At 69.1% G+C, this 19,840-nt stretch carries 21 protein-coding genes; 10 read left to right on the top strand and 11 right to left on the bottom strand.

Features of this window, described 5'->3' with window-relative positions; all coding sequences use genetic code 11:
* The first annotated feature begins 91 nt into the window (after positions 1-91).
* The 3 genes from R8F63_14185 to R8F63_14175 all read left to right on the top strand — a co-directional run bounded on the left by R8F63_14185 (position 92) and on the right by R8F63_14175 (position 2,499).
* Entirely contained in the window at positions 92-766 is a 675-nt protein-coding gene (locus tag R8F63_14185; protein ID MDW3219759.1) for a response regulator transcription factor, read from the top strand.
* Complete coding sequence (locus R8F63_14180; GenBank protein MDW3219758.1) at positions 759-2,105, top strand: ATP-binding protein; 1,347 nt, start codon at positions 759-761, stop codon at positions 2,103-2,105. The genes R8F63_14185 and R8F63_14180 overlap by 8 nt, the downstream gene beginning before the upstream one ends.
* Positions 2,106-2,178: 73 nt before the next feature.
* On the top strand, positions 2,179-2,499 hold the full coding sequence (locus R8F63_14175; protein ID MDW3219757.1) for a PepSY domain-containing protein: 321 nt from the start codon (positions 2,179-2,181) through the stop codon (positions 2,497-2,499).
* Between the two features lie 18 nt (positions 2,500-2,517).
* On the opposite strand, the gene R8F63_14170 is transcribed toward R8F63_14175, so the two are convergent.
* Genes R8F63_14170 through R8F63_14160 form a run of 3 tightly spaced genes read right to left on the bottom strand, consistent with a single transcriptional unit; the run spans position 2,518 to position 5,396 of the window.
* Entirely contained in the window at positions 2,518-2,955 is a 438-nt protein-coding gene (locus R8F63_14170; protein MDW3219756.1) for a VOC family protein, read from the bottom strand.
* Entirely contained in the window at positions 2,952-3,962 is a 1,011-nt protein-coding gene (locus R8F63_14165) for an alcohol dehydrogenase catalytic domain-containing protein (GenBank protein ID MDW3219755.1), read from the bottom strand. Before R8F63_14165 ends, R8F63_14170 begins: the two co-directional genes overlap by 4 nt.
* A 36-nt stretch (positions 3,963-3,998) precedes the next feature.
* Entirely contained in the window at positions 3,999-5,396 is a 1,398-nt protein-coding gene (locus R8F63_14160) for an AMP-binding protein (GenBank protein ID MDW3219754.1), read from the bottom strand.
* Positions 5,397-5,446: 50 nt separating this feature from the next.
* Between R8F63_14160 and R8F63_14155 the strand changes: the two genes are divergently transcribed.
* Positions 5,447-6,040: a hypothetical protein gene (locus R8F63_14155; GenBank protein MDW3219753.1), complete on the top strand. Its 594-nt coding sequence runs from the start codon at positions 5,447-5,449 to the stop codon at positions 6,038-6,040.
* Here the strand turns inward: R8F63_14155 and R8F63_14150 are convergent.
* The 4 genes from R8F63_14150 to R8F63_14135 are packed head-to-tail and all read right to left on the bottom strand — an operon-like array spanning position 6,004 to position 9,696.
* A complete protein-coding gene (locus R8F63_14150; GenBank protein MDW3219752.1) occupies positions 6,004-7,485 on the bottom strand; it encodes a CoA-binding protein in 1,482 nt (493 codons plus the stop codon). The genes R8F63_14155 and R8F63_14150 overlap by 37 nt on opposite strands.
* Before the next feature lie 30 nt (positions 7,486-7,515).
* Positions 7,516-8,694, bottom strand: a complete 1,179-nt coding sequence (locus tag R8F63_14145) for an acyl-CoA dehydrogenase family protein (protein ID MDW3219751.1) — start codon at positions 8,692-8,694, stop codon at positions 7,516-7,518.
* The gene (locus tag R8F63_14140; GenBank protein ID MDW3219750.1) at positions 8,691-9,089 is read right to left on the bottom strand and encodes a nuclear transport factor 2 family protein; all 399 of its coding nucleotides are present in this window, start codon (positions 9,087-9,089) and stop codon (positions 8,691-8,693) included. The genes R8F63_14145 and R8F63_14140 overlap by 4 nt, the downstream gene beginning before the upstream one ends.
* Positions 9,079-9,696, bottom strand: coding sequence for a nitroreductase family protein (locus R8F63_14135; GenBank protein MDW3219749.1), 618 nt, complete (start codon positions 9,694-9,696; stop codon positions 9,079-9,081). The genes R8F63_14140 and R8F63_14135 overlap by 11 nt, the downstream gene beginning before the upstream one ends.
* 61 nt (positions 9,697-9,757) lie before the next feature.
* On the opposite strand from R8F63_14135, the gene R8F63_14130 reads away from it, so the two are divergent.
* From R8F63_14130 to R8F63_14120, 3 genes are read left to right on the top strand one after another with little or no spacing between them, the layout of a single operon-like run.
* A complete protein-coding gene (locus tag R8F63_14130; GenBank protein MDW3219748.1) occupies positions 9,758-10,558 on the top strand; it encodes a phytanoyl-CoA dioxygenase family protein in 801 nt (266 codons plus the stop codon).
* A complete protein-coding gene (locus R8F63_14125) occupies positions 10,558-11,724 on the top strand; it encodes an acyl-CoA dehydrogenase family protein (protein ID MDW3219747.1) in 1,167 nt (388 codons plus the stop codon). Before R8F63_14130 ends, R8F63_14125 begins: the two co-directional genes overlap by 1 nt.
* A gap of 22 nt (positions 11,725-11,746) precedes the next feature.
* Positions 11,747-12,214 (top strand): hypothetical protein, encoded by a 468-nt coding sequence (locus tag R8F63_14120; GenBank protein MDW3219746.1) that lies wholly within the window; start codon positions 11,747-11,749, stop codon positions 12,212-12,214.
* A gap of 15 nt (positions 12,215-12,229) precedes the next feature.
* On the opposite strand, the gene R8F63_14115 is transcribed toward R8F63_14120, so the two are convergent.
* The 3 genes from R8F63_14115 to R8F63_14105 all read right to left on the bottom strand — a co-directional run bounded on the left by R8F63_14115 (position 12,230) and on the right by R8F63_14105 (position 16,277).
* On the bottom strand, positions 12,230-13,876 hold the full coding sequence (locus tag R8F63_14115) for a class I adenylate-forming enzyme family protein (GenBank protein MDW3219745.1): 1,647 nt from the start codon (positions 13,874-13,876) through the stop codon (positions 12,230-12,232).
* Positions 13,877-13,883: 7 nt separating this feature from the next.
* Positions 13,884-15,122, bottom strand: coding sequence for a cytochrome P450 (locus R8F63_14110; protein ID MDW3219744.1), 1,239 nt, complete (start codon positions 15,120-15,122; stop codon positions 13,884-13,886).
* Between the two features lie 63 nt (positions 15,123-15,185).
* On the bottom strand, positions 15,186-16,277 hold the full coding sequence (locus tag R8F63_14105; GenBank protein ID MDW3219743.1) for an NAD-dependent epimerase/dehydratase family protein: 1,092 nt from the start codon (positions 16,275-16,277) through the stop codon (positions 15,186-15,188).
* A 40-nt stretch (positions 16,278-16,317) separates the two neighbouring features.
* On the opposite strand from R8F63_14105, the gene R8F63_14100 reads away from it, so the two are divergent.
* The gene (locus tag R8F63_14100) at positions 16,318-16,833 is read left to right on the top strand and encodes a GNAT family N-acetyltransferase (GenBank protein ID MDW3219742.1); all 516 of its coding nucleotides are present in this window, start codon (positions 16,318-16,320) and stop codon (positions 16,831-16,833) included.
* Positions 16,833-18,038: an amidohydrolase family protein gene (locus R8F63_14095; protein MDW3219741.1), complete on the top strand. Its 1,206-nt coding sequence runs from the start codon at positions 16,833-16,835 to the stop codon at positions 18,036-18,038. Before R8F63_14100 ends, R8F63_14095 begins: the two co-directional genes overlap by 1 nt.
* 13 nt (positions 18,039-18,051) lie before the next feature.
* On the opposite strand, the gene R8F63_14090 is transcribed toward R8F63_14095, so the two are convergent.
* Complete coding sequence (locus tag R8F63_14090; protein ID MDW3219740.1) at positions 18,052-19,140, bottom strand: zinc-binding dehydrogenase; 1,089 nt, start codon at positions 19,138-19,140, stop codon at positions 18,052-18,054.
* A gap of 67 nt (positions 19,141-19,207) precedes the next feature.
* On the opposite strand from R8F63_14090, the gene R8F63_14085 reads away from it, so the two are divergent.
* Positions 19,208-19,828 carry a histidine phosphatase family protein gene (locus R8F63_14085; GenBank protein ID MDW3219739.1) on the top strand — a complete coding sequence of 207 codons (621 nt, stop codon included), beginning with the start codon at positions 19,208-19,210 and terminating at the stop codon, positions 19,826-19,828.
* Positions 19,829-19,840 lie beyond the last annotated feature (12 nt).

The following is a 19,840-nucleotide window of genomic DNA, read 5'->3' as shown; positions in this document are numbered from 1 at the left end:
GCCGATCCTGCGCCGGAGGGCCTGACCGGATGCTGACTGCGGGGCCCCGACGTTCAGCGGCGAGTCAGGTTGGCCTGGAAGACTGCTCGTCGTGAAGCTGCTGCTGGTCGAGGACGACGAGAAGATCGCCGCGTCCGTTCGCCGTGGACTCAAGGCGGAGGGATTCCACGTCGAGGTCGCCGAGACCGGCACGGACGGACTCTGGCTCGCGACCGAGGGCCGCTACGACCTCATCGTCCTCGACATCATGCTGCCCGGACGCAACGGCTATCAGATCTGCCGCGACCTGCGCGCGCAGGGGGACTGGACCCCGATCCTGATGTTGACCGCGAAGGACGGCGACCTCGACGAGGCGGAGGCGCTGGACACGGGAGCGGACGACTATCTCGTGAAGCCGGTCCGGTTCCCGGTCCTCGTCTCGCGGATTCGCGCCCTGCTGCGCCGCGCGTCGAGCAGCGAGGGGTCGCCGGGGCGCGTCGGCGATCTCCGGATCGACACCCGAGCCCGCCGAGCCTGGCGGGGAGACGTCGAGGTCGGGCTCACGACCCGCGAGTTCGACGTGTTCGAATTCTTCGTGCGTCGGGTCAACACCGTTCTGTCGAAGAAGGACGTGTTGGACGGCGTCTGGGCCGACGACTTCGACGGTGACCCGAACATCGTGGAGGTCTACATGGGTCGACTGCGCCGCAAGATCGACGACCCCTTCGGGCGGCGGTCGATCGAGACCGTGCGCGGCGCCGGGTATCGGCTCAACCCCGATGTCTGACCGTCGGATCCGGTTCCTCGCCGGTCGGTCGGTTCGCGCCCAGGTCGCGTCGCTCGCCGGCGTCCTGTTCGCGCTCATTCTCCTCTTGGCGTCGGTGGCCCTCGTCGTGACGCTTCGCCAGCTCCGGCTCGCCGGTGTCGACGACAACCTCCGGCTCCGCGCCGACGACATCGAGTCGCTCGTGGAAGAGCGGGAGCCGCTCGGCGATCCGCTGCTCGCGGCGGTGAACGACACCGTCGCCCAGATCGTCGACGCCGACGGGGTCGTCGTCGCGGCGAGCCACACGGCCATCACGCTCGACCCGATCGCCCTCGCGACGGACGGCGAACGGATCAGCGAATCGTCGACGGTCGCCGTCGACGATGATCGCTTCCGGATCCTCAGCAGGAGCATCGACGACGGGCTCGTGCTCCACGTCGCCCAGAGCGTCGACGACATCAACGAGTCACAGACGATCCTCGTCGCAACCCTGAGCGTCGTCGGCCCGGCCGTCACGCTGCTTCTCGTGGCCGCCGTGTGGGTGCTGGTCGGGCGAACGCTCCGGCCGGTCGAGGCGATCCGGGGCGAAGTCGAAGCGATCGGCGCCGACCGGCTCGATCGTCGGGTGCCGGTCCCCGACGGCAACGACGAGATCTCGCGACTCGCCACGACGATGAACGCGATGCTCGCTCGCGTCGAGAACGCCCACGCACGACAGCGGGAGTTCACCGCCGATGCATCGCACGAACTGCGGACCCCACTGGCGCGGATGCGGTCCGAACTCGAGGTCGACATCACCCATCCCGGCGGCGCCGATCTGGAGGCGACGCACCGAAGCGTGCTGGAGGAGGTCGACACGCTCCAACGCATGATCGACGACCTCCTGCTCCTCGCCCGGACCGAGCACGTCACGCCGGACCGGTGGACCCTGCTGGATCTGGACGATCTCGTTCTGCACGAGGTCCGCCCGTGGCGTGACGATGCGCACCAGATCACGACGCGCGTCGAACCGGTGCCCGTTCGTGGCGACGAAGGTCACCTCCGACGAGCGATCAGGAATCTGCTCGACAACGCCGCTCGCCATGCGGGCGCGGCGATCGAGGTCGAGCTCCGCCGGGACGGCGACCGCGCCGTGGTCCGGGTGAGCGACGACGGGCCGGGGATCCCCGTCGCGGATCGTCACCGCGTGTTCGAGCGTTTCACGCGGCTCGACGCGGCCCGCACCGCCGGCGTCGGCTCGGGACTCGGCTTGGCGATCACCCGGGAGATCGTCGAGCGCCACGGAGGAAGCATTCGCATCGACTCGGGGACGAACGGTGGCACGGTCGTCGAGATCCGCCTCCCCGCCGAAGCTCGCTGAGCCGGTCAGGAGCCCGTCAGCGACGGTCTGGCACGGTGCCCTCGTCAACCCACCGCAGATGCAAGGAGCACCCATGCAGACGAAGACGAAGATTCTCGCCGCCGGCGCGATCGCTGCGGCGGTTGCCGCCGGCGGCACCGGCGCCGCGCTGGCCTCGGGAAACGTGGACGACGACACCGGCGACACGCCGATCACCGGCGATGCGCTCGACTGGGCGTCGGCCGTGGCCCTCGAGCACACCGGCGAGGGCCGCGTGACGGCGACCGAGATCGAGGACGAGGAGAGCTACTACGAGGTCGAGGTAACCCTCGACGACGGCCGGCAGGTCGACGTCCAGCTCGACGAGGAGTTCAACCTCGTCGGCACCGAGACGGACGGTCCGAACGACGACTGACCCGCGCGGTCCGGCCCGTCACTCGGTGAACTCGAAGCACTGCACCTCGACCATCATCGGGAGCAGGAAGCCGACGTAGAAGTTGTGCAGCTTCAGGACGCCGTGGTCCTCGACGTCGTAATCGATCACGTCGACCCGGTCGTCCTTCTCGGCATACGCCTTGGCCTTGGCGAGCACCGCCTGGAGCTCGTCGAGGGTGTCGACGGCGAGACCGAAATGGTCGAGGCGGGGGGCCTTCATCGGTTCGTCCTCCGCGATGAGGAACACGAACTGGTCGTAGCTGTGAACACCCATCACGAGTCGCTTGCGATCCTCGGTCATGGTCGGGTGTTCCTGCCAGCCGAAGACCTCGCCGTAGAACGCGGTGATGTCCGCTCGGTTCTTCTCGTCGAGCGCGTCGGGCGCCATGCTCATCGCGACATGGTTGAACCGCGTGGGGCCTCGGAATTCGCTCATGGTGTCACCAATACCTTTCCGGCGATCGTGCCCGCGCGGAGCGCGAGCATCGCATCCATCATCGCATCGAGTCCGACCGCCTGCGGCTCGATGAGCAGGTCCAGCGGGAGACGGCCGCTGCCGATCAACGCGAGTGCATCGGTGAAACCGGCTGCGTCGTAGTTGAACGCGCCGGTGATACGGATCTCGTTGAGGATCACGCGGTTGGTGTCGATCCGAGGAGCGTCGAGACCGGTGCCGACGAGCATGAGGAGGCCGCCGGCGGTGACCTGGGTGAGGCCCTGTTCGGCCGCGGCGCGGGCCCCGGACGTCTCGAAGACGACGTCGGCCGCGTCGGCGGCGTCCTGGCCGGGGTGGGCGGGAACGTCGAGCTCGGTGGGGGCGATGACGGTGGCGCCCAGCTCCGCGGCGAGGGCGGCGCGAGACGCGCTCAGCTCGGTGGCGCGGACGCGGATGCCCCGGTCCACCAGGATGGCGATGATCGCGGCGCCGATCGGCCCCGCGCCGATGACGAGCGCGGCCTGATCGTCGCCGATCGCCGACAGCGTGACGGCGTGGAGGGCGACGGCGAGCGGCTCGGTGTAGGCCGCCTCGCGCGCGTCGATGCCGGGCGGTACGGCGACCAGGGACTCCGGTGGTGTCGTCATCCGCTGGGCGAACGCCCCGTGGCTGCGCGCCGCGCCCGCCTCGGGCCGGTTGCGGCACAGACTCGTGCGCCCCGCCGCACATCGGTCGCATCGCCCGCACGGGGTGTCGGGCAGGCCGACCACCAGTGTGCCGGGGGCGAGATCACTGGCCCCGGACTCCAGGATCCGGCCGGACCACTCGTGCCCGAACACGGTGTCGGGGGTGCCCCACCCGTCGATCATCATGTGCAGGTCCGTGCCGCAGATGCCGCAGTAGTCGATCTCCACGATCGTGGCGTCGTCGCCCGACGGTTCATCGAGATGCACGATCTCGACCTCCCCGGGGCGGCGGTACTGCGCCGCTCGCATCGTCTCGGCCATGAACCAGCTTCGCGATTGCAGCCGGGTTGTGCGAATTCACAGGCGGGCGACGAGGGCCGCGCGGTCGACCTTCCCGCTCGCGAGGACGGGGAACTCGTCGACGATTTCGATCCGTTCGGGGGTCGTGTAGCGGGCCGCGCCTCGATCGGCGAACCAGGCGCGACAGGTGTCGAGATCGAATCCCTCCGGCGCGATGACGAACGCGGCGACGCGTTCCCCGAGACGTTCGTCCGGTTCGGCAACCGCAGTCGCGTGGTGCACGGCCGGATGCGCCTCGAGATGCTGTTCGACCTCGGAGGCCGAGATGTTCTCGCCGCCGCGGATGATGCGATCGCCGAGCCGACCGGTGATCGTCAGCCAGCCGTCGTCCAACGTCGCGAGGTCGCCGGTGCGGAACCAGCCGTCCACGAACGCGTCCGCGGTGCGCGCGGGGTCGAGATAGCCGCGGGCGAGCTCCGGTCCCCGCACCCAGAGTTCGCCGTGCTCGTCGACGCGCAGTTCGGCGTCGCCGAACGCCCTCCCATCCGTGCCGATCATGCGCTCGGGTGGGTCGTCGTGGTGGCTCGTCGTGATGGTCGGCGCCTCGGTCGACCCGTAGGCGCGCTTGACCACGGCGCCCAATTCGCGGCGGGCCCGTTCGGCGAACGCCGGGCTGACGCCGGCGCCGCCGCACGACAGGAGCCGCAGCGACTCCACGCGGCTCGACGCGAAGCCCGGATGGTCCATGAGCCCGATGAAGAAGGTGGGCGGCCCGATCATCCAGGTGACCCCCTCGCGTTCGATCAGGTCCAGCGCAGCACCGGGTTCCCACTTCGTCATGAGGACCGCCTTGGCGCCGGCCGTGCCGGGAACGAGGACGCCGTGGAGCAGCCCCGACACGTGGGCGAGGGGGGCGGGCATCAGCACGACGTCATCGGCAGTGAAGCCGTGGACGTCGATCGACTGACGAGCCTTGTAGACGAGGCCGCGGTGGCGATGGACGACGCCCTTCGGCGGACCGCCGCTGCCGGACGTGAACATCACGAGCGCGTCGTCGTCGGGATCGACCGCCACGAGTGGAGCGGCGCCGCCGGTCAGTGAATCCACGGTGGTGGCCTGTGGGTTCTCGGCCAGGGTCATGCCGGGCGCGGCGAGGATCACGCTCGGCTCCGACTGGTTCAGGGCATCGCGAAGTTGGGCGGCGCCCGCCATCGGGTGGAGGGCGACGGGCACCACACCGATCTGCCAGCAGGCCCGGTAGAGCGCGACCGTGGGCCAGCCGATCGGGAGCTGGAACGCGACCCGGTCACCGTGGCCCACGCCGCGGCCGTTGAGCGCGCCGGCGATCGCGCTGGCCCGCTCGGTCAGGTCATCGGAAGACAGGCGAATGTCGCCGTCGACGACGGCGTCGACCCTCGGCGGGGCGGCGCGCAGCAGATCGTCCAGGGTCGTCACCTGCTGGACGGTACCGCTGTGGGTACCCCGTGCCGAACTACCGTTGGCGCATGCAGCACCTGCGACGGGCCCTCGGCGGGTCGGCACTGGTCGTCGCTCTGGTCGTCATGGCCGGATGTTCCGACGACAGCGACGACACGGCACCGACCACCACGACGACCACCACAACGACGACCGCGGCGCCCACCACGACCGCGGCCGCCACGACCACGACGACCGCGCCCACGACGACGGTGGCGGAGGGGACGACCACGACGACCACCACGACCGTCGCGGTCACCCCGACGTCCGAACCTGCCGACACCGAGGCACCGCCGGCGCCGACCAACGTGACGTGCGGGGTCGGCGCAGGCAGCGGCGAGATCACGCTCGAATGGGACGCACCGGCGGATCCGGCCGACATCGCCGACGTGCGCATCTACATCGACGAGGGGGCGGGGTTCACCCGCCTGCACAAGTACACGATCGACTCCGGCCAGGTCCGCACCGACACCGACCGCTGGTGGGCCGTCGCCTGGCCTGTTCCCTCGGGCGAGGTCGTACAGATGGCCGTGACGGTGGGCGACGCCGCCGGCAACGAATCCGGCTGGAACCCGATCGGCGCCTTCTACGAGTTCGCCGCCGGCCCCTGCACCACGAGCTGAAATCGGGCGTAGCGCCAGAGATGTTCGAGGGCCTGGACGGCCTCGTCGCCGGCGGCATGGCAGAAGCGACCGGTGGCGCGCACGGTGGCCGGCCCGGCGTTGTCGGGATTGGTCGTTGCGAGCTCGGTGAAGGTGATCACCGGCTTGCCGGACTGGACCGACGCCGCGGCCGCCGCCTCGGCGAAGCGGGTGTCCTGACGCTCGTGGTACTCGACGATGCGGTCGAGGCCGTGGTCGGGATAGTAGGGACCGGCCTTCTCCATGGCTCCGGTGTTCGATTGGATCCCGAGGCCGAGGTACACGACGGCGTCGACATCGGGATGCGCAGCGATGATCGGCAACAGCTCGGGGATCGTGTCGCGGGTCTCGCCCCCGGCCAGGTCGATCGGATTGCGACGGCTCCAGCGGGGCGGCACCCGGGCGTCCACCTCGGCCCGGAGGTCGGCGGGCAGCTCGATGAGTTCGAGCTCGCTGCGCTCGACCGCATCGCCGGTGATCACGCACCAGCCGCCAGCGGTGCCGAAGACGACGGTGCGCGGACCCGCGGGGAGGGGCTGGGTCGCAAAGGTGGCGGCGGTGCGCCAGGCCTCGTCGATCGACCCGACCACGGTGACACCGACGGCGGCGAGGGCTTCGTCCGTGCCGTCGAGCCCGGCGGTCGATCCGGTGTGGGCGGCCACCGCGGCCACGCCGGACCCCGTACGCCCGCCCCGCATCACGACCACCGGCATCGCCTCCGCGACGGCGCCGAGCCGTTCGACCGTGTCGTCGCCGACGTGTTCCAGGTAGGCGAGACCGACCGTGGTCTCCGGATCCGTGGCGAACCATTCCATGTAGTCGGCGACGTTGATCTGGGCACCGTTGCCGACCGAGATCGCCCGGCTGATCCCCACACCGCACTGGCGGGCGTAGTTGCCGAATGTCGACACCATGCCCCCGGATTGGCTCGCGATGGCGATCGTTCCCCGCGGTGGCATCGGCGCGACGATCTGGGCGCACATGTTCACCGGCGTGGAGATCACGCCCTGTCCATTGGGGCCGGCGAACAGGATGCCCAGCGAGTCGGCGAGCTCCGCCAGCTCGTGCTGGTGAGCGCGACCGTCCTCGTCGATCTCGCCGTAGCCGGCTGACGCACAGAACGCCGCGGTGATGCCCCGGTCAGCCGCCTGGCGGAGCATGTCGGCCGTTGCCTTCGCCGGGACACCGAGGAAGACGAGGTCGTAGTCCCCGTCGGGGATCTCGTCGATCGAGGCGTAGGTCCGCTCGCCGAGCACGTCCTCCCCGGCGAGGTTCGTCCCCACGAGCGCGCCCTCGAAGCCGGCGGCCCGGAGGTTGTGGTACGCCACGAACCCGAACTTGCCCGGATGCGTGGCCGCCCCCGCCACGACGATCCCCCGCGGCTCGAACAGCGCCCGAAACCGCTCCGCCGGCTGCCGAATCGTCATCGCATACTTTCTGGGGTCAGACCCCGGTACTTACTCGATCGCATGGCGTTCGAGGAGCTTGCGGGCGATCACCATCTTCTGGACCTCGCTGGTGCCTTCCCCGATGATCATCAGCGGCGAATCCCGGAAGTAGCGCTCGACGTCGTACTCCTGGGTGTAGCCGTTGCCGCCGTGGATGCGCAGCGCGTCAGTGCAGATCTCGAAGCACGCCTCGGAGGCGAAGAGCTTTGCCATGCCCGCTTCGAGATCGATGCGCTCGCCGCGGTCGTAGCGGGCCGCGGCGTCATAGGTCATCAGCCGGGCCGCCTGGAGCTTCGTGGCCATCTCGGCGAGCTTGAATTGGATGGCCTGGTGCTGGAAGATCGGCTTGCCGAACGTCTCGCGCTCCTGGGCGTACTTCATCGCCGAGTCGAACGCCGCCTGGCCCACGCCGACCGCGCGCGACGCGATGTTGATCCGGCCGAGCTCGAGCGCCGACAGCGCGTAGCGCAGCCCGTTGCCCATGCCCTCGTCACCGCCGAGCAGCTGCGAGTGGGGGACCCGATGATCGACATAGCTCATCTCCACGGTCTCGAGCCCCTTGTAGCCGAGCTTGTGGATCTTCTTGCTGGTGGCGATTCCCTCGAACCGGTCGCCCGGCTCCTTCTCCACGATGAAGCAGGTCACTCGATCGTCCGGCGTGCGGGCCAGCAGCATGACGAGGTGGGCCCGCTCGCCGTTGGTCACCCACATCTTCGTGCCGTTGATGATCCACTCATCGCCGTCCTGGGTCGCCTTGCAGCGAAGGGCGCCGGCGTCGGATCCGGAGTCCGGCTCGCTCAGCGAGAACGCGGCCCGGTAGCTGCCGTCGACCATCCGGGGGAGATAGGTCCGGCGCTGTTCCTCGGTGCCGTAGCGGCCGATCATCGTCGCCGCGATCTTGTGCGTGTTGAGGATGCCGGAGAGCGACATCCACCCCCGCGACAGTTCCTCGACGATGCGGGCGTAAGTGGTGACGTCGAGCCCGAGTCCGCCGTACTCCTCGGGGATCGTGGCGCCGAAGAGGCCGAACTCGCACATCTGCCGGAACATCGTCTCGGGGAACTCGTCGGCGTGCTCGAGCTCGCTCGCGTTCGGGATGACTTCCTTGTCGACCCACTGGGCGATCGTCTCGATCATCTGATCGGCGACGTCCTTGGGTGTGACGGGGTTGGTGGACGGGGCACTCATTCGGGTTGGTCTCCTGTGAAGACGATCTCGCGGCGTCGGAACTGCCAACGCTCGCCGGTGTGGACGATCTGGTCGTGGTAGCGGCCGGTCTGCCCGACCTCGCCGGTCTTCGAGATCCAGGCGAAGTCGGTCGTCGCGGCGGCGGTGACGTCGGACGTCAGCTCCACCCACGGCTCGCTGATCATGTGCTTGCCACGCGCGTCGGCCTGCTGGCTCGGCTCGATGAAGCCGCGGAGCTCGGCGTGTCCGTGCTTGTGCATGCCCATGACGACGAACTCGATGTCGTCGGTGAACAGCGCGATCCACTCGTCGAAGCGCCCGTCGTCGAGGAGCTGGCAATACATCGCCAGCAGCCGACGGATCCCGCTCTCGTGCTTCAGATCGTCACCAGGCACGCCCGAACTCCTCTCGGTGGGCATGTTCGCTCACGGGCTCGCGCCGCGACGAGCCGAGCGTGCGGGCGGGGTGGCCGATCGGGACGACGGCCTTGGGTTCCAGCGTGTCGGGCAACGCCAGGATCTCGCGCAGGTCGTCGACGAGGATCGTGCCGATCGTGGTGAGGGCGCTGCCGAGGCCGTGGGCGGTGGCCGCCGTCATGATGTTCTGGATCGCGGGCCAGATCGACGAGTCCATCAGGTTCGCCGGCCACTTCGCGGTGTCGGCGCACACGACGATCGACACGGGCGCCTGCGCGAACCCGCCGAGCACGCCCTGCTCGACGTCGGTCTTCATGTGGTCGTCGACCTTGCCGTCCGTCGCGTCCCTGGCCCCCATCTCCCACAGACGGGCGGCCAGCTCCCAGATCGCCGCTCGTCGCTCCGCGTCCTGGACGACGACGAACTCCCACGGCTGGGTGTTCTGCGCGCTCGGCGCCCGCGTCGCGAGATCGAGGATGTCGGTGATGGTGGGCTCGTCGACCGGCTCGTCGGTGAACGATCGGTGGGCGCGCTGGCGGCGGAGGACGGCCTGGACGGCGGCGAGCTCGGTGGGGTCGGCGGACATGACAGCGACGTTAGGACAGTCGATACTGGCTCACCCAAGGGACCGCGCTCGTTTGCCGCTCATGACCGACTCACCCACACCTCACGCCCCCGGGCCGGACCGCGCGGTGATCGACCGCTTCTGGGCCGAAGGCTGGTCGGTCATCCCGGATGTGCTGTCGACGACGCAGGTCGACGAGGCGCGCCGCGCTCTGGTGGATGCGACCGCCGCGTCGGAGGCGAAGGGCATGCCGGTGCGGCTGGAGGCCCTCGATCCCGGCGGCCGCAACATCCGGGTCTACGACCTCGTCGCCCACGCCAGGGTGTTCGCCGAACTCGCCGCCCACCCCACGGTGCTCGCGGCCGTGGAGACGCTGCTCGGCCCCGACATCATCCTCTCGAACTTCACCGCCAACACGGCGCTGCCCGGCTCCGGCTCGATGAACCCGCACTGCGACCAGTCGACGATCATGCCCGAGCCGTGGCCGGAGACGTTCGCGATGAACGCCATCTGGTGTCTCCACGACACCGACGAGGAGAACGGCGCCACCCGCTATCTCCCCGGTTCCCACGAGTTCACGTCGTTCGCCGAGGTGCCCGACGATCCGCGTGACGGCATGCAGTCGTTCGCGGCGAGTGCCGGTTCCGTGATCCTCATGCACGGTCGGCTCTGGCACACGTCCGGCGAGAACCGGTCGGCGGATCGGGACCGGGCCCTCCTGTTCGCGTTCTACACGCGAGGCTTCCTGCGTCCGCAGACCAACTGGTGGCGCTCGATCCCCACCGACGTGCAGGAGCAGCTGTCGCCGCGGCTCCAGGCGCTGTGCGGGCTCGACTTCGGCAACATGGCCCACGGCGACTATCTCGCCGATTGGTCCCGCTGATGGACCTCTCGCTGGCGCCGGCCGAGGCCGCCTTCGCCGCCGAGGTGCGGGTGTGGCTGGCCGACCATCTCGCCGACAAGCCCACCCGGTTCGCCTCGATGGACGAAGAGGTCGCGTGGGGTCGGCAGTGGCAGGCACGGATGGCGGCCGACCGCATGGTGGCGATCTCGTGGCCCACGGCGGTCGGCGGTCGTGACGCCTCGCCCGTCGAGGTGGCGCTCTACAACATGGAGTACGCCCGAGCCGGCGCGCCGCAGCCGGTCAACCGCGCGGGCATCAACCTCGCCGGGCCGACGCTCCTCGCGTGCGGCACCGAGGAACAGCAGCAACGCTGGTTGCCGTCGATCCTCGATGCGAGCGAGATCTGGTGCCAGTTGTTCTCCGAGCCGGACGCCGGGTCCGACCTCGCCGCGCTCCGCAGCCGAGCCGAGCGGGCAGACGGCGGATGGCTCGTGTCCGGTCAGAAGGTGTGGACGTCCTACGCCCAGTTCGCCCGGTGGGGCATCGCCCTCGTGCGCACGGATCCCGAGGCGAAGAAGCACGCCGGGATCTCCTACATGGTGATCGACATGACTGCGCCCGGGATCGAGATTCGACCACTGCACCAGATCACCGACGAGGCGGAGTTCAACGAGGTCTTCCTCGACGAGGTCTTCGTCCCGGACGACCAGATCGTCGGCGGCCTCCACCAGGGCTGGATGGTCGCCAACACCACGCTCGCCCACGAACGGGGCACGAACTTCCCGTTCAAGGAGCAGGTCGTCCACGAGGTGTACCTCGACGAGCTCGCCCGGCTCGCCGCCGAGCGAGGTGCGTTGCAGGACCCGCTGATCGCCGACGACCTCGCCGACGCGTTCGTGCAGTTGCGGCTGTTGCGCCTGCAGAACTGGCGCACGCTGTCGGCCCTCGGGCGCGGCGGAGAACCCGGTCCGGAGTCCTCCGTGGTGAAGCTCACGTGGTCCGACATGACCCAGCACGTGTCGGCCCTCGCCCTCCGGATCCTGGGCGACGAGGCCCCGCTGTGGCCGACGCCCACTGGTGCTTCGGCCGCGGGGACGTGGCAGCGTCAATGGCTGTGGTCCAAGTCCGCCTCCATTGCAGGCGGCACGAGCGAAGTCCAGCGGACGATCATCGCCGAGCGGATGCTCGGGATGCCACGGGGGTAGCGACATGAGTGAGTCTCGGAGCATGCGAGTTCTGGTCGGCCTGGTGGCCGCGGGTGCGCTGCTCGTCGGGTGTGGCGATGACACGATCGACGAAGTACTCGAGGTCGAGCCCGCCACGGTCGAGTTCCGTGCGTTGCTCGAACCGTGGTCCGAGGGTCTCGGCGTGGATCCGGTGCTCGGCGATGCGCTCCCGGCCGGCGGAATCGAGTCGGCCTATGCCACGTTCGCGGGGCAGTGGAACGTCTCGCTCACCCTTCATGCCGGGTCACCGGGGATCGACGACTTCAACTCGCTCGCCGCAGCCTGCGTTTCCCGTAGCCGGCGTTGCCCGGCCGGCCAGATCGCGATCGTGGTCGACGGCGGCGTCGTCTCGGCACCGTCCGTCAACGCTGCGTCCTTCGACCGCGACCAGATCTCCATCACCGGCAACTTCACGGAGGCCGAGGCGAACGACCTCGCCGCGTCGATTCGGGCGGGCGCGGGCAGCTAGTTGTGCGGCCGCCGGTCAGGACCCGTCGCCGAAGCGGTCGATCAACGACTGCTGCAACGCCCGGCGGTCGATCTTGCCGCTGTCGAGCCAGGGCAGTTCCTGGGGTGACGCATACGTCGCGATGTGGCGGGGCACCTTGTAGCTCGCCATCTCCGCCTTGAGGCGGGCCCGGAGGTCGTCACTGCCTGCCGATTGCTCGGGGCGGAACACCACCGCGGCGGCGACGTCCTCCCCCCGCTCGGTGTGGGGCACGCCCATCACGAACGCGTGCATGACCTCGGGCTGCTCCTCGAGCACGAGCTCGACTTCGCGGGGCGTGATGTTCATGCCGGACGACTTGATCTGATCCCCGAGCCGGCCCTTGAAGTACAGGTGCCCGTCCGCGTCGAGATAGCCCGCGTCGCCCGTCGGTAGCCAGCCGTCCTTCGTGAACACGTCCCGTCGGCTCTTCCGGAGATGGCCGAGCATCAGGGAGTAGCCCTTGATCCAGATCTCGCCCATCTCGCCGGGCGGTTGGTTCTTGCCCGTGATCGGGTCGACGATGCGATGCTCGATGCCCGGCACCGAGCGACCGAAGGACCCGCGCTTGTCCGGTGGGAGCTGACTCCCGATCAACTCGATCGAGTGGGGGCCGAGCGACTCGGTCATGCCGAGCGAGTTGGCCCGCAGCTCCGGGTCGCCCACCCGCAGGTGCGCGGGCAGCAGGGCGTCGAGCGAGCCGCCACGTACCGACGAGAGGTCGCGGTCGGCGAACGACGGGTGCTCGGTCAGCGCCTTGGCCATGTGGGGCCAGCCGATCACGTGGGTGACTCGCTCGCGCTCGATCAGGTCCAGCGTGGCGCCCGGTTCGAACTGCTGCTCGAAGACGACGGTCGCGCCCGCGTGCATGCAGCTGATCAGCGTGTAGGTGAGTCCGCCGACCCAGAACAGCGGCATGGGCGTGTAGCAGACGTCGCCCGGCTCGAGATCCCGGAACGGGAGCAGGTTGTACGGGTGACGGATCGTGCCGCCGTGGGAGTGGATGACACCCTTCGGCTCGGCCGTGCTGCCGGACGTGTAGATGACGAGCATGGCGTCGTTGGGACGCAGGCTTGCCTCGGCTTCGAGGAGATCGGCGTCGGCCACGTCACCGGCACGAGCCAGGAGGTCACTCACCGGCGCGGCCCACGACGGCGTGTCGTCGGCCCACATCCACACGGTGCGCAGGGTCGGATGTGTGTCCACATGGATCTGACCGTGGGACTGGTCGGCGAGGCCCGGGGCGACCTCCTCGAGCCGCTCGGCGTAGTCGTGGCCGAGGTGGCGATCGACGGTCAGGAGGACCTCGGCGTCGCAGTGTTCGAGCACCCAACCGAGCTCGCGCGGCTTGTAGTAGGTGTTGAGCAGCGGCACGAGCGCGCCGATGCGGGTTGCCGCGAGGAAGCCGACGATCCAGTCCGGTCCGTTGGGAGCGAGCAGGGCGACATGGGTGCCCGCTTTCACGCCGGTGGCAAGCAGTGCTTTTGCCAGCCGAGCCGATTCCCGTTCCGCCTCCGCGAAGGTGAGGCGATGACCATCGAGAACCGCGAGCTCCCGGTCGCCCCACGCGTCCGCCACATGACGGATGAACTCGCCGGCCGTCGCCCGGTAGTCGGGTTCCTGGAACCTGCGGTCGTCGGTCATCCGCCCGTCAGGACGAGATCTTGTAGCGGATGGGAAGGTGCTTCGGCCCGACCACGAACGAGGAGGCGACATACGCCGGATCGCCGGCCGGCTCCATGGACTCCATGCGGGCCGCGAGTTGTTCGAGCAGGGCGGCGATGGAAGCGCGGGCGAGGTGGGCGCCGAGGCAGTAGTGCTCAGCCCAGCCGAATCCGAGGTGCCGGTTGGGTGACCGGCCGATGTCGAACCGGTCGGGGTCGTCGAACACCTCGGCGTCACGGTTCGCCGACGCGTAGAACAGTCCGAACCGGTCACCCTTCGTGATCTGGTGCCCGTCGTAGACGAGGTCACGCGTGGCGGTGCGCTTCATGTAGTTGACCGGCGCGACGTAGCGGACGATCTCCTCGACCGCCGTCTTCATCAGGCTCGGGTCGTCGCGCAGGCGCTGGAGCTCGCCGGGATTGTCGAGAAACGCCTGGAATGCGCCGGTGAGGGAGTGACGGGTCGTGTCGTGGCCGGCGTTGAAGACGATGAGGTAGTAGCCGAGCGTCTCGATGTCGCCGAGCGGCTCACCGTTGTCGAGGGTGGCGGTGGCGAGCATCGTCGCGAGGTCGTCGCGCGGATTGGCCCGCCGGTCCTGGATGATCTCGTTGAACATCAGGTAGAAGTCCATGAACAACGCCTTCATGGCCTCGTCGCGGTCCTCGCCCTCGCGCTGGAGCTCGGGGTCGTCGCCACCGAAGAGCTGGGTCGTCAGCTCGAGGAGCTTCTGTTCCTGGTCCGGCTCGATGCCGAGGATGGTGGACAGGACCCGGAGCGGATGCTGCTGGGTGATCCGCTCGACGAAATCCGCTTCGCCTTCGGGGCCGAGCGCGTCGATGACAGCCTTTGCGCTCGTGGAAACGATCTCGTCGAGACGCTCGATGCCACGCGGGGTGAAGTAGCCGCTGGCCACCTTGCGGAACATCCGATGGTCCGGCGGATCCATCTCGATGATCGTCTTCATGAGGCCGGCGAACTCGCTCTCCTCGGCGTTGCGGGCCTGCTCGTTGGTGAGCAGGACGATGCCCTCCCCGTTGCAGAAGTCGTCCGGGCGTCCGGAGATCTCCACGATGTCGGCGTGACGGGTCACCGCCCAGAAGGGTTGGTACCCCTCGGGTTCGAAGCGGGTGAGGGGCTGCGCCCGCAGCTCGCGCCACTGGGCCCACGGGGGCCCGGCCGCTCCGTAGTACTCCGGTGAGATGAGATCGAGTCCGTCGACAGCCATGGGCGAAACCCTAGGTCGCGCGTCCTCGCGGACGCCCGTTCGCTGCTCCGCTGACCTCGGCGGTCAGAGCAGGCCGAGGAGGTTGTCCTCGAACGTCCAGTCCTTCGGCTGCGCCGGGAGGTCGGTGCCGCGCCACCACCCGAACGTGTCCTCGACCATCGACGCGAACGTGTGCTCCGGCTCCCAGCCGACGTCGGCGCGGAGCCGATCGATCGAGAAGACGGTCGACGCGTTCCAGTGGTGGATGTTGGGCGCGAGATGCTGGACGAGCTGGGCGAGCTGGAACCGCTGGGCGCCGGCGGACTGGCGTGGGTTCGCCCGGCCCTCGGATGTCGAGCGGGTCTGCAGCATGCCGCCGGTCTCCCCGAGGTCGACGAGGATCTCGCCGGTCCACAGCGCTTCCATCGTCTCGTGGGGGACGTGGCGCACGTCGGGGTCGTCGCCGCCGGCCGCCGCGGCGATCGTGGCGACATAGTGGTTGCGGGTGACGAACTCGGCTCCGGTGAGGTTGTAACGCCGGCCGAGGGTGGCCGAGTTGCCCATCATCTGCGTGAGCGCCTTGGCCTGGTCGTCGACGTGGCCGACCTGGAGCAGCGTCTCGCCGTCGCCCGGCACGATGACCGGACGCCCGTCGACGACCCGCCGGAACATGGCCTGCTCGCGGGCCGAGATCATGTTGTGGGGTCCGAAGACCATCGAGAACGGCACGCTCGTCGCGGGGAAGCCGTGCTCGGCGTGGGCCCGCCAGAGCACGTCCTCGCAGAGGAGCTTGTGGAGGCCGTACTCGTTCTGCGCGCTGGTGCGGTCGTCGGGGTGCTCCTCGGTGATGGGCAGCAGCCCGCTCGCCGCGTAGGTCACCGTCGAGCTGGCGAAGATGTAGTGGCCGACCCGGTCGCGGAAGAGCTCGATCATGAGCTCGACGTCCTCCGGGTGGTAGGCGGTCACGTCCTGGATCACGTCCCACTCGGTGCCCGCGAGGGCGGCGCGGATCGTGTCGGGCTCGCTGCGGTCGCCGACGAGGCGAGTGACCGAGTCGGGGATGGATGCCTCGCTCCGGCCGCGATTGAGCACGCTGACGTCGTGGCCCTGATGCACGAGTTCGTGCACGAGCGCCAGGCCGTTGAAGTTGGTTCCCCCCATGACGAGCACCTTCATGGGCGGGACGCTAGCCCGTCGCCCTCGCTACGGTCTGGCCATGGAGATCCGGGAGATCACGGCGGCGGACGCGCCCGGCATCGCCCGGGTGCACGTCCGCGCCTGGCAGCACGGCTACGCGGGGTTGGTCGATCCCGAGTTCCTCGCCGGTCTGACGGTCGCCCAGCGCACCGTCGAATGGCGCGATGTCTGGCTCGCGCAACCGAGTCAGGGCGCGCGTCTCGCCGCCGAGGTGGACGACGAGATCGTCGGCTTCGTCGTGGGCACGACCGAGTCCCCCACGGAGGGCTGTGGGGAGATCTTCTCGATCTATGTCGACCCGGATGCCTGGGGCACCGGCGCCGGGTCGGCGCTCCTGCGCGCGGCGTCGGCCGAGCTGCGCGCCGATCGCACCCGGCCGCTCGTGCTGTGGGTGCTCGAGGGCAATGATCGCGCCATCACCTTCTACGAGCGGCACGGCTGGCGCGCCGACGGCGCTCGCAAGGACGAAGAGCTCGGGGCCTGGCCGGCCCCGCACCTGCGCTACCGACTGGAACCCGACCTGGAGATCGACTGATGACAACCCTCGACCCGGAGCTCTTCCTCCCCGATCCCGAACCCGCCGACGTGCGGTACACCGTGATCTCGGTGGACGACCATGTCGTGGAGCCGCCCCACCTCTTCGAGACCTACATGCAGCCGGCGTTGCGCGACCGCGGCCCCCAACTCGTCGAGAACGAGCACGGCCATCAGCTGTGGGAGTTCGACGGCAAGCGCTATGTCCAGATGGGGATGAACGCCGTGGCCGGGCGACGGCCCGAATCGGTGAACGTCGAGCCGTTCCGCTTCGAGCACATGCGCCCCGGTTGCTACGACGTCGAGGCCCGCATCCGCGACATGGACCTCGGTGGCATCTGGGCGATGCTCAACTTCCCGAGCCAGGTCACCGGCTTCTGCGGCGCGGTGTTCGCCCGGGCCTCCGATCCCGAGATCGGGCTCGACGCGGTCCGGGCGTGGAACGACTGGCTCTTCACCGAGTGGTACGAGCCGCATCCCGAACGGGTGATTCCCGGCGGCATCACCTATCTGGGTGACCCGCAGGCGGCAGCCGCGGAGATCCATCGCAACGCCCAGCGGGGGTTCACCTCGGTGACGATGCCCGAGCGTCCCCACGCGATCGGCCTGCCGAATCTGTGGGACCGCAGCTTCTGGGATCCGATCATCCAGGCGTGCGTCGACACCGACACGGTCATCTCCCTCCATGTCGGCTCGTCGGGACTCCACGAGATCCCGGCCGGCGCGCCCGGGCTCCAACTCGGCGCCACGATGTTCGGTCAGCTGTCGCTCGGGGCGTGCGCCGAGTGGCTGTGGTCCGAGTATCCGCTGAAGCACCCAGGCCTGAAGATCGCCATGAGTGAGGGCGGGATCGGCTGGGTCGCGATGCTGATCGACCGGCTCGACAACATCGTGGATCGGTCCGGCTACGGGCTGGGATGGGACGTCCGCCCCGCCGACGTGCTGCGGCGCAACTTCTGGTTCTGCACGATCGATGACCCGTCCACGATCCGAACGAGGGACGTCATCGGCGTCGAGAACATCTGTGTCGAGACGGACTATCCGCACGGCGACTCGACGTGGCCGCACACGCAGCAAGTGATCGCCGACGCCTGGGGTGACCTTCCGGCGCACGAACTCCGGATGATCTGCTCCGAGAACGCGGCCAAGCTCTACCGCCACCCGCTTCCCGCCGTCGTGTTGCCCCGAGAAAGTACTGGGGTCTGACCCCCATACTTTCTCAGCCGTTGGGGAGCAGGATGGTGCGGGCCTCGGTGCCGGTCTTGATGGCGTCGAAGGCGCCTTGGATGCCGTCGAGGCCGGCGGTGTTGGAGATGAGCTCGTCGAGTTTGAGCTTCCCCTTCATGTAGAGATCGGCGAGCATCGGGAAGTCCTTGCGGGGCCGGGCGCCGCCGGCCCGGATGCCCATCAGGTTCTTGTTCTGGTGCAGGGACTGGAAGCCGTAGGTGACCGTCGCGGTGAGGTCGGGCACGCCGACCGCGCAGATGTTGCCGCCCGGCCGGGTCATCTGGATGCAGTCCGCGAGCAGCTGGGTGCTGCCGACGACCTCGAACGCGTGGTTGACGCCCCGGCCGGTCATCTGGGTGACCTCCTTGACGACGTCGACGCCCTCCTCGGCGAGGATGAAGTCGGTCGCGCCGAAGTCGGTGGCGAAGGCCTCCTTCTCGGGAGCCCGATCCACGGCGATGATCTGCGAGGCGCCGCAGAGCTTGGCCGCCTGGATCACATTGAGTCCGACGCCGCCGGCACCGATGACGACACACGTGTCGCCCAACTGCACGTTGGCCCGGTTGAACACCGCGCCGGTGCCGGTGATCACACCGCAGCCGATGAGCGCCGCCGCGGTGAGCGGCATCTCTTTCGGGATCGGGATGCACTGGTTCTCGCCGACGATGGTCTCCTGCACGAACGCCCCGATGCCCGCGAAGTTGTAGAGCGGCTGGTCGCCCTCGACATAGGGCTGGGTGAGGTTGCCCATCGACACCGCGCAGTTGCCCGGATCGCCGCCCTCGCAGTCGGGGCAGTGCCCACAGTTGGAGAAGGTCGAGAGGATGACGTGGTCGCCGACCTCGCAGTAGGTCACTGCGGCACCGATCTCGGTCACGACGCCGGCGGCCTCGTGGCCCGGCACGAGCGGCGTGGGCATGTAGTACTTGCCGTGCACACAGCTCAGGTCGGAGCCGCAGACGCCGGCGGCCTTGATCTCCACCCGCACCTGACGGGGGGCCAGATCGGCGGCGGCCAGCGTGATGTCGTCCGACAGTCGCACGCTGTCTTCGGTGGTTCCTTCGAGGATGAGTCCCTGCATCTCGTTAGTGTCGCGCAGCACGACGCTGTCAGGAGAATGCGGAGCGGCGTGCGGAAGGGGACGCGAGATGGAGCTGATCATCGTTCGCCACGGACGACCCGAACACGTCGAGGACGTGGCCGGCGCAGCCGATCCCGATCTCGCCGATGTCGGTCACCGGCAGGCGGAGCGGGTCGGTGAGTACCTGGCGCCGATGGGCGTCGACGTCGTCGTGACGAGTCCGCTCGCCCGGGCCCGTCAGACGGCCGCGCCGCTTGCCCGGATGCTCGGCCTCGAACCGATCGTGGTCGACGGCGTGGCCGAGTACGACCGGCACGACTCGTCCTACGTGCCGGCCGAGGTGACGAGGCAGCTGATCAGGGACGGCGCGACCGACGAGACCTGGGAGGATCCGTTGAGCGTGCTGGGCGAGGACGAGAAGCGTCGGTGGATGACCGGCGTGCACGACGCGTTCGCCTCGATCGTCGCGGAGAACCCCGGCCGCCGCGTGGCCGTGTTCTGCCACGGGATGGTCACCTCGGTCTGGTTCGCCCAGATGCTCGGCATCGACGACACGCTCCGGTTCGTACCGGACTACGCGGGCGTCACGCGTGTCCTCGCGTCTGCGTCGAACGACTCCGTCACCGTGCGAAGCTTCAACGAGACCCACTTCCTGGGCGACAGCCACATTCCCCTCTTCGAGAAATAGGCGAGGTTCCGG

The sequence above is a fragment of the Acidimicrobiales bacterium genome, assembly GCA_033344915.1.
GTDB lineage: Bacteria > Actinomycetota > Acidimicrobiia > Acidimicrobiales > Aldehydirespiratoraceae > JAJRXC01.
This window is presented reverse-complemented; position numbering and strand designations above follow the sequence as displayed.